Source organism: Corynebacterium sp. (genome assembly GCF_030826625.1).
In the GTDB taxonomy this organism is placed as follows: Bacteria; Actinomycetota; Actinomycetes; order Mycobacteriales; family Mycobacteriaceae; genus Corynebacterium.
On sequence record NZ_JAPJNQ010000079.1, the window covers coordinates 1 to 9,845 of the forward strand.

A 9,845-nucleotide genomic window follows, 5' to 3' on the forward strand; every position below is an offset into this window, starting at 1 on the left:
ACTGGCGCTGAAGGACTTGCTGGTCACCACCGATGCGCCGACGACGGCGGCATCGAAAATGCTGGAAGGCTATCGCAGCCCGTACGATGCGACTGTGACTCGTCGACTACGCGAAGCCGGCATTCCGATTTTGGGCAAGACCAACTTGGATGAATTCGCGATGGGCTCGTCGAATGAAAACTCCGCCTACGGTCCGGTCCGCAACCCCTACGACACCACCCGCACTCCAGGTGGGTCTGGTGGCGGAACTGCTGCCGCTTTGGCTTCGGGGCAAGCACCACTGGGTATTGGTACCGACACCGGCGGCTCGATCCGCCAGCCGGCCGCGTTGACCAACACCGTCGGCGTGAAACCGACCTATGGCACGGTATCGCGCTACGGTTTGATCGCGGCTGCGTCCTCGCTGGATCAGGCTGGTCCGTGCGCTAACACGGTACTGGATACGGCATTGCTGCATGAGGTTATCGCAGGTCATGATCCACACGATGCCACCAGCGTTGATCAAGATGTTCCAGACGTGGTGGCTGCTGCACGCCAGGGTGCGAACGGTGACGTTTCTGGCTTGAAGGTCGGCGTCATCAAGCAATTCGAGCGTGATGGCTGGCAGTCCGGAGTGATGGAGCAGTACCACAAGAGCGTGCAGACTCTGGTGGATAATGGTGCTGAGGTCGTGGAAGTCGATTGCCCGCACTTCGACGATGCGTTGGCAGCGTATTACCTGATCATGCCATGCGAGGTGTCGTCGAACTTGGCGCGTTTCGATGGTATGCGTTACGGCAAACGCATTGGCGATGACGGTGAGAATTCGGCGAACGAAGTCATGGAGCTCTCCCGTGAGGCCGGCTTTGGCCCCGAGGTCAAGCGCCGCATCATGGTTGGTACTTATGCCTTGTCGGTCGGCTATTACGACGCCTACTACCTGCAAGCGCAGCGTATCCGCACGCTGGTGGCGCAGGATTTCGCGCGCGCCTACGAAAAAGTCGATGTCTTGGTTTCGCCAACGACGCCGACGACGGCCTTCCCGTTGGGCGAAAAGGTCGAAGACCCGACCGCCATGTACAACTTCGACTTGTGCACCTTGCCGTTGAACCTCGCTGGTGTGTGTGGTATGTCCGTGCCATCCGGCATGGCAGGCGACACCAATCTGCCAACGGGTCTGCAGATCATGGCACCAGCTTTCGCCGATGAACGCCTGTACCGGGTTGGTGCGGCATTCGAGGCTCTTAGCCGCAAGTAACACCCCGCCCGGAGGCGAGACAACCCCGGAGAGATACCCGGGTAAAGCTCAAGCCACGCACCCAGTCGTCATGAAACTATGACAGCGTTGATCATGAAACTATGACAGCGTTGACGGTGCGTGGCTTTTGTCTATCTATCTCTACGCCTGCGTTCGCCAGTCATGTTCGCTTATTTCAGCGCAGGATTACTTGCGATCAGAAAACGCGTAAGCTGCACCCGCAGTGGCTGCGGTGACCACGCCGACGGCTGGCCACGAACCGATCTTCTTAGCCAAAGGATGAGACAGCCCGAAAGCTGCCACGTAGCCGCCGAGCAGGCCAGCGGTGGTCGCGGGGTTGGTTTTAGCCGCCCAGGAGCGTGCTGCCCAGTATCCGGCAGCGCCAAGTACCACGCCACCGAGCGGGCGGACACCGGTCTGCACGGCAGTCAGGTATCCTCCCACCAAGCCGAAAGCAGCGGTGGTTGCAGTAGAGACTTCTTTCGGGGATTTCACATCGATAAGTGCCATGGGGATTAGTCTAGGCTCTGCAGACCCGCGTGCGCTAGGTTCCTGACAATACTGTGCGTTAGCAAACGTCGCTGTCCAATACTATGTGTTAGCAAACGTGCCGACGCTAGGATAGGCCAGGTGAATACCGCACCGGAACCGCAGCCAAAGCAACAGCCAAACGCTAGAGCAACTGTAACCGCGCCAGCTACGGAATCAATGGTATTGCCGGAGCCGCAGGCGTGGAAGGCCATGTTCGCCCTGTCGCTGGGGTTTTTCATGTCGTTGCTCGATCAAACCTTGATCGCGGTAGCTCTCCCGAGTATTCGCCGTGCATTCGATGCCACGCTTGCCGAAACCTTGTGGGTTTCTTCCGGATTTTTATTGTTCGTCGTCGTCCCGCTGCTGTTTACCGGCCGTTTGGGGGACAGGTTCGGGCAGCGCAGACTCTTCCGCATTGGAATTGCAGTATTCGTGCTCGGCGCATTTGCCTCGGCGTTCGCCCCAAGCATCGAATTGCTCATCGCGGCACGCTGCTTACAAGGCCTAGGTGCGTCGATCCAAATGCCACAGACGATGTCGGTAATCAACCGTGTTTTTGCCCGTGAACGTCGTGGTCGTGCACTCGGGGTGTGGGGGATTATCGGTTCCGTCGCCGCGATCACCGGCCCAGTGCTGGGCGGATTTTTGGTGCAATCAGCCTCGTGGCAGGCGGTATTTTTGATCCACGTGCCGCTCGGGATCGTGGCGATTATCTTGGCCACCATATGGGTGCCGCGCATGCCTACCTATGCCCGTCGGCTGGACCCGTTGTCTGTCTTGGTGTCGTTGGTCTCGATGCTGCTGATTGTCGGTGCGATCCAGCAAGCCCCCGACGCGGATTGGGTCTGGTGGGTCTGGCTTATGCTGGCTGCCGGAATCGTCGGCTTGTATGGCTTCATCAAGCTGCAACGCAGCGCGTCGGCACGCGGGGTAGAAGCAATGATCCCGTTGTTCCTATTCGATAATCACAATTACCGGCTGGGCATCATCATTATTTCCTGTATGGGCTTTATGGCGGCGTCTTTGATGTTGCCGATCATGCTGTGGTTGCAAGATGGACAAGGCCTCGATTCCGGTACCGCGGGATTGGTTATAGTGCCGATGGCGTTGAGCTCGCTGTTTGTTTCACCGATTGCGGGAATCATGGCGGATAATTTCCACCCACGCAACCTTGTGGTTGGCGGCTTTGCCGTGATGGTCATCGCCTGCGGGATGTGTTGGTGGATCATGGCTTTCGAGCACCCGGTGTGGTGGCTTTCGGTTGCCACGGCATTTTTGGGCGTCGGGCAGTCGTTTATCTGGGGGACGAATTCGGCGACGACGATGCGCGATGTCGAAGCGCCCATCATGGGTGCAGCCTCCGGGGTTTACAACACCTCCCGGCAGCTCGGCTCGGTCATGGGAGTGTCGATATTGTCGGCGCTAATGCAAGTTACCGTTGCCCATTCCGGTCTTGCCGTAGGTACCGCGAATACGGTGCTATTGCTCGTTGGGGTGTTGGCTATTGGTCTGGTGACCGCACTGTTTTATCGCAAGACGATTTAGCCTGTCTTAGTTGTCGGTATCGTGCTTCGGTTCGTGCCCCGCGGCGATGGTCAGACAAGAAAAAGCTGTCGTCACCACGCAAAACGCAACCATGTGTGCCCGGACATACCATGACAGGGCGGGCTTGCCTACAGTAGAAGCATGCGCATTGCCACATTGACATCGGGCGGTGACTGCCCGGGCCTGAACGCTGTGATCCGTGCAGTCGTTCGCACCGCGAATCAAGAACACGATTCCACAGTCGTCGGTTATCGCGACGGCTGGTTGGGGCTTCTCTACGATGATCGGGTCGATCTTTACGACGACGATGCCATCGACAAAATCCTCGTGCGCGGAGGGACCATCCTCGGTACCGGGCGGCTGCACCCGGAGATCTTTAAATCTAGCTTGGAAACCATCAAGGCTAATCTTGCCGACGCCCGGGTGGACGCCCTCATCGCGATTGGTGGGGAAGGAACCCTCAAAGGCGCCAAGTGGCTTGCCGATAATGGAATTCCTGTCATTGGCGTGCCCAAAACCATTGACAACGACGTGTTGGCCACCGATTACACCTTTGGTTTTGACAGCGCAGTAGCCGTAGCGACCGAAGCCATCGACCGGTTGCATGCCACCGCTGAGTCTCATCAACGCATCTTTATCGTCGAGGTGATGGGCCGCCACACCGGGTGGATCGCATTGCATGCCGGACTAGCTGGTGGTGCACACCACATCGTGATCCCCGAAGTTCCCTTCGACGTCAGCGAAATCACGAAGTCGATGGAACGGCGCTTCCAGATGGGCGAGAAATACGGGATCATCGTCGTCGCCGAAGGCGCACAACCGCGACCAGGCACGATGGCAGTCGATGATAAAGGTGTCGACGAGTTTGGCCACCGTCGCCTCGGGGGAATGGGCCAGCTCATCGGCGAAGAGATTTCGCGTTCGACTGGCTATGACGTTCGCACCACCGTATTGGGCCATGTGCAGCGCGGCGGTACGCCCACCGCGTTCGACCGAGTGCTCGCCAGCCGTTTTGGGGTGCATGCCACCCGCGCGGCACATCGGCGAGACTTCGGCACCTCGGTGGTGCTGAAAGGAGATACCATCGAGACAGTGCCGTTGGACGAGGTCGTCGCCAAACTGAAGACCGTACCGATGCGCCGCTACGAGATCGCGCAGGCGCTGTTCGGTTAAAGCTCACATTCCGGTCGGGCGGGGCAGGCACCGCCCAGTGCGCACAAACTCGCTTGCTGCTATTACCATAGTGGCTATGACTGCTGCGATGTATGACTTATTGGACTATGACGAGGTCCTCGAAAAGTACGACCCGGTGATGGGCCTGGAGGTCCACGTGGAATTGGGCACGGAAACCAAGATGTTTTCGGCCTCCTCGGCGCACTTCGGTGATGAGCCGAACTCAAACGTCGACCCAGTTTCCTTGGGTTTACCAGGCGCACTGCCGGTCGTGAATGCGAAGGGCGTGGAGTGGGCGATCAAGATCGGTTTGGCTCTCAACTGCCAGATTGCTGAATCCTCGCGCTTTGCCCGCAAGAATTATTTTTATCCCGACCAGCCGAAAAACTACCAAATCTCGCAGTACGACGAGCCCATCGCCTTCGATGGCTACCTCGATGTCGTGCTGGACGACGGCACCGAGTGGCGCGTAGAGATCGAGCGTGCGCACATGGAAGAAGATACCGGTAAGCTCACCCACCTGGGCGGCGTGGATGGCCGCATCCATGGCGCTACCGCCTCGCTGGTCGATTACAACCGTGCCGGCATCCCGCTGATTGAGATCGTGACGAAGCCGATCGTCGGTGCCGGTGAGCGCGCACCTGAGGTAGCGCGTGCCTATGTCACTGCTTTGCGTGAACTGGTCGCAGCACTTGGGGTCTCTGACGCGCGTATGGATCAAGGATCGATGCGTGTGGATTCCAACCTGTCGTTGCGCCCGAAGGGCACCGAAGAATTCGGCACCCGCACGGAGACGAAGAATATTAACTCGTTGAAATCCGTAGAACAAGCGGTGCGTTTCGAGATGCAGCGCCAGGCATATGCACTGGAAAACGGTGAAGAAATCGCGCTGGAAACTCGCCACTACCAAGAATCGGATGGATCAACCTCTAAGGGACGTCCGAAAGAAACGGCTGAGGATTACCGCTATTTCAACGACCCAGATCTGCCACCGGTTTCTGCTCCGCGCGAGTGGGTAGAAGAGATCGCGCAGACTCTGCCGGAGATGCCGTGGATTCGCCGTGCTCGTATTCAGGAAGAATGGGGCCTGAAAGATAAGGAAATGCGCGACCTGGTCAACGCTGGCGCGCTGGACCTAATTATCGAAACCACTGAACACGGTGCGAGCGCAGACGAAGCACGCGCGTGGTGGGTGTCCTATTTGTCAGGAAAAGCAAACGAGCGCGGCGTGGAGCTTGCCGGCCTGGAAATCACCCCGGCACAGGTTGCTCGTGTTGTCGAACTAGTCAAGGAAGGCAAGCTGACCACCAAGCTCGGACGGAAGGCCGTCGATGGCGTGCTGGAAGGCGAAGGCGATGTCGATGAGGTCGTCGCCAAGCGTGGCCTGGAGGTCGTGCGCGATGATGGCGCAATCGAAAAAGCGGTGGATGATGCGCTTGCTGCCAACCCGGATATCGTCGAAAAGTATCGCGCAGGAAACACGAAAGTGACTGGTGCCATCGTCGGTGCGGTGATGAAGGCTACGCAAGGCAAGGCAGACCCAGGTCAAGTCAACAAATTGATTGCGAAAAAGCTCGCAGAATAAGCGCTGGGCAATACTTTTTGACCTAATGCGTGTAGTGTGGTGCCGTTGAATTTTCGAACTAAGTTTGCATAGTCAAAGAAAGAGCGATAATTACGGTGTCCTACGTACGTATTACAGGCATTGCCTTGTCCTTTGTGGGCCTCGTGGTCGGTGCGGGTTTCGCTACCGGCCGTGAGGTCGTGCAGTATTTCTCGTCCTATGGAATGTGGGGGCTGGCGGGTGCCGCGGTCGCCGGCATTGTGATGGCGCTCGCTGGTACCGTGTTCCTGCAATTGGGTAGTTATTTCCACGCTCGTGAGCACCGCTTGGTGTTTAAGCGCACGACGCACCCAATTGTGTCCTTACTTTTGGACATCTCAGTGGTCATCACGTTGTTCTCGATTGGTTTCGTGATGCTCGCCGGTGCTGGTTCCAACCTGGAGCAGCAATTCGGGTGGCAGCCGTGGATCGGTTCCACGATCATGTTGGGGCTCGTTCTGGTAGCCGGCATGCTGGATGTCAACAAGGTCTCCCGCATCATTGGTTTGCTCACTCCACTGATCATCATCGCGATTCTTGCAGTGGCCGTTTACACTTTCGTGAACTGGCCAGATGATGTGAACTTGGTTGCGCAGCGTTCTGAAGAAATTGAAAGCCCGATCAGCAACTGGTTGCTCTCTGCACTGAACTACAACGGTCTGGCATTGATCCTGGCTGTGTCCATGACGCTGGTTATCGGTGGCGATTACCTCGACCCTCGCGAGGCCGGTTGGGGCGGATTGTTCGGAGGCATTGCCTACGCCATCATGTTGGTTTTGGCCACTATGGCGATGCTGTTCAACGCCGAGCTGATTGATGGAACCTCGATTCCGATGCTCACGCTGGTCGATGACATCAATGAGAACTTGGGCCTGATTATGGCTCTGGTGATCTTCGCGATGGTCTTCAACACCGCGATTGGTATGTTCTACGCACTGGGTAAGCGCCTGTCTTCTGGTCGCGAGCACCAGTACCGCATCATCTTCATCGTTGGTACCTTGCTTGGCTTCGCCGTCAGCTTCATCGGCTTCGACGTTCTTATGGAATTTGTTTACCCAGTACTGGGCTACATGGGCATGTTCATGGTTGTCGTATTGGTCGGTGCTTGGGTTAAGTCTTTCTCCCGAATTCGGGACGAAGCTACCAAGCGCGCCCGCCTGCGTCAGCTGATGTATCTCTCGCTGCACCCAGACAAGGAGCTGGAACGCAAGCACAACGAGGAAATGCAGAAGTTGGTTGCAGAGTCTAACTTGGGCGATAAGGAGCTCTACAACTACGTTTCTGATGAGGTTGCCACCCAGCTGGACGAAGACGATGACGTCGATTTCACCATTGGTGAAGACTATAAGTTGCTTGCCGACGAGCACCAGCTGGATGCCAAGGAAGAAAAGAAGGCTGAAACCTATGCGGATTCCAGCGCCCAGGATTCCGTGCGTCCTGATGATGAAACGCCTTCCGAAAAAGAAGAAAAGAAGCAGCAGACTGACTAGTTTGTTGGCTAGTTAGCCACCTACTGTCGGCTAGCTCGTGCGCTTTGGCGCGTATCGGTAGACTGCACGACAAACGCCCTGTGGAGAGAATTCTCCACAGGGCGTTTGCTATTGGCATTTGCCTGCCGAGCGAGCTATGTCAGCGATTGGCAGGCTGAACCCGCGATAGCCTTAGTTTAAATAGCCTTAGTCTAAATCGAACAACTCGCGTTGGCTCTGGGTAGGGTTTTTTAGCTGCTCAGCTCGCGGCAAACGCCCAGGTAATGTTGTTCCCGCCGCGAACGGCGAGCCTGGAAGGTGTTCGCGCCCGTGCGGTGCTGCCAAACTAGATACATCTGGGCCCTGTGGAACAACCTGCGTGGGATTGATTTCTCGGTGCACAATGTAATAGTGCTGTTTGATCTCGGTGAAATCGGTAGTGTCACCGAAGCCGGGGGTCTGGAATAACTCACGCAGATAGCCAGAAACATTCGGCATCTCGCTGATCTTGTTGCGGTTGGTCTTGAAGTGGCCGTGATAGACGGCATCAAATCGAATCAGGGTGGTGTAGGCTCGGATATCGGTTTCCGTGATGTGCTCTCCCATGATGAACCGGCGGGTAGCAAGCCGCTGTTCTAGCCAATCGAGTGCTTCGAAAACATCCGCGTAGGCTTCGTCGTAAGCTTCTTGGGCGGCTGCGAAACCGCAGCGGTAGACGCCATTATTAAGCTTTTTGAAGATGAATTCGTTGATTTCTTCCATCTCTTCCGTCTTATCTTCTTCGGGCAAGAGATTTGGTGCGCCGGGGCGGTGATATTGCTTCCACTCGGTTTGAAAATCCCGCACCATGCTAGAGAAATCATTGCTCACGACCTGCCCGCTGGATTCTTCCACGAGCGCGGGCACGGTAATGCCGCGCGGATAATCTGGGAATCGCGCGAAATAGGCGTCCTGCAAGCGCGGAATTTTTAGGATCGGATCAAGGTGGCCGGGGTCAAGGTCAAAGGTCCATGATCGCTTGTCGTGGGTAGGGCCAGCTAGCGCCAACGATATGACATCTTCGAGACCGAGCAATCGGCGCACAATCACTGCTCTATGCGCCCACGGGCATGCACGCGCGGCTACTAATCGATAGCGGTGCGGTTGTACTGGCCAATGGAATGTGTCGTTGGCAGCCGGTTCTGGCTTATCGCTTGTGATATCGGCGGTAATGCGGTCAGCGATGTAGTTGGTGTCCCGTTCAAACGAGCCGCTGGTTGCGGCGTTTTGGGGATCTCCTGTCCAGTCGTCTGGCTGGGAGGAGGTTTGAGCACTTGTGTCAGAAGCGTCTGTGCTGGGCATTGGTGATCATCCTGTTCGTATTGTGCAATGCGATTGTCGCGAAGCGCACCGCGTGCGCTGAACTATCTATATGACATATCAACTATACCAGTGTGGGTCTCGTTGTTGGTGTGCTCGATGCAGACATGACCGCTAATCCAGCGATTGCGCTGTGTTAATGTGTGTTGATTATGTGTGCTGCTAGAAAATTTACGGCTGCCGCGATCGCCAGCGTAGCTGCGATTGTGCTCGCCGGTTGTATGGATTTAGAAACTGGAACCGCAGCAGGTTCGGGTACCTCCACCGTGTCAACGACCGTGACGACCACCCTCAGTGTGGCGGCCACAGAGCAGTCGTCGGCGCAATCTTCGGAGCCGAAGTCGGCTACAGCACAAGATGAGCACAAGAAATTTCCGCATGCGCAGCCGGGAGTCTATACCGACGATAGCCTCGATTATCGTGGCATGCACCAGGCCCTGGAGATCAAAGGACGTGCGCCTAATTCTGGATACGAACGGGATCTGTTTGGACCTGCCTGGTCCGATGATGTCAATGTAGACGGCGGACGTAATGGCTGCGATACGCGCAACGACATTCTGCAACGCGACCTCGCCGATATTTCCGTTCGCAATGGCACGCATGGTTGTCTGGTAGAAAGCGGCAGCTTCGTCAGCCCTTATTCAGGTGAAAACATCGATTTCCGCCGGGGTGACAACCAGGTTGATATCGAACACGTGGTTGCGCTTGGTGACGCTTGGGTAAAAGGTGCTTTCCAGTGGGATGAAGCTAAGCGTCGTGATTTTGCCAATGATCCCATCAATCTTTTAGCCGTCGACGCCTCGAATAATCGTGCCAAAGGAGCGGCCGATGCTGCTACCTGGCTGCCACCGCACAAGCCGTTTCGCTGTGATTATGGCCGGATTCAAGTGCACGTGAAATACGTCTATGATCTCTGGACCACTGAGGC

General features: G+C 56.5%; 8 protein-coding genes. 6 read left to right on the top strand and 2 right to left on the bottom strand.

Annotated elements, in window-relative coordinates; translation table 11 throughout:
* On the top strand, window positions 1-1,237 hold a 1,237-nt coding region (gene gatA, locus RCH87_RS08910; protein WP_306516350.1), incomplete at its 5' end, for an Asp-tRNA(Asn)/Glu-tRNA(Gln) amidotransferase subunit GatA.
* 186 nt (window positions 1,238-1,423) lie between these two features.
* On the opposite strand, the gene RCH87_RS08915 is transcribed toward gatA, so the two are convergent.
* On the bottom strand, window positions 1,424-1,747 hold the full coding sequence (locus RCH87_RS08915) for a hypothetical protein (RefSeq protein ID WP_306516351.1): 324 nt from the start codon (window positions 1,745-1,747) through the stop codon (window positions 1,424-1,426).
* Window positions 1,748-1,867: 120 nt separating this feature from the next.
* On the opposite strand from RCH87_RS08915, the gene RCH87_RS08920 reads away from it, so the two are divergent.
* The 4 genes from RCH87_RS08920 (at window position 1,868) to RCH87_RS08935 (ending at window position 7,579) form a co-directional block, all read left to right on the top strand.
* Complete coding sequence (locus RCH87_RS08920; RefSeq protein WP_306516352.1) at window positions 1,868-3,313, top strand: MFS transporter; 1,446 nt, start codon at window positions 1,868-1,870, stop codon at window positions 3,311-3,313.
* Between the two features lie 141 nt (window positions 3,314-3,454).
* The gene (locus tag RCH87_RS08925; RefSeq protein WP_306516353.1) at window positions 3,455-4,486 is read left to right on the top strand and encodes a 6-phosphofructokinase; all 1,032 of its coding nucleotides are present in this window, start codon (window positions 3,455-3,457) and stop codon (window positions 4,484-4,486) included.
* Between the two features lie 76 nt (window positions 4,487-4,562).
* Window positions 4,563-6,071: an Asp-tRNA(Asn)/Glu-tRNA(Gln) amidotransferase subunit GatB gene (gene gatB / locus RCH87_RS08930; protein WP_306516354.1), complete on the top strand. Its 1,509-nt coding sequence runs from the start codon at window positions 4,563-4,565 to the stop codon at window positions 6,069-6,071.
* Window positions 6,072-6,166: 95 nt separating this feature from the next.
* Window positions 6,167-7,579, top strand: coding sequence for a hypothetical protein (locus RCH87_RS08935; protein WP_306516355.1), 1,413 nt, complete (start codon window positions 6,167-6,169; stop codon window positions 7,577-7,579).
* A gap of 186 nt (window positions 7,580-7,765) precedes the next feature.
* On the opposite strand, the gene RCH87_RS08940 is transcribed toward RCH87_RS08935, so the two are convergent.
* Window positions 7,766-8,899: a glutathione S-transferase C-terminal domain-containing protein gene (locus RCH87_RS08940; RefSeq protein WP_306516356.1), complete on the bottom strand. Its 1,134-nt coding sequence runs from the start codon at window positions 8,897-8,899 to the stop codon at window positions 7,766-7,768.
* A gap of 170 nt (window positions 8,900-9,069) precedes the next feature.
* On the opposite strand from RCH87_RS08940, the gene RCH87_RS08945 reads away from it, so the two are divergent.
* Window positions 9,070-9,845 (top strand): HNH endonuclease family protein (locus RCH87_RS08945; protein ID WP_306516357.1); only part of this gene is annotated, 776 nt, incomplete at its 3' end.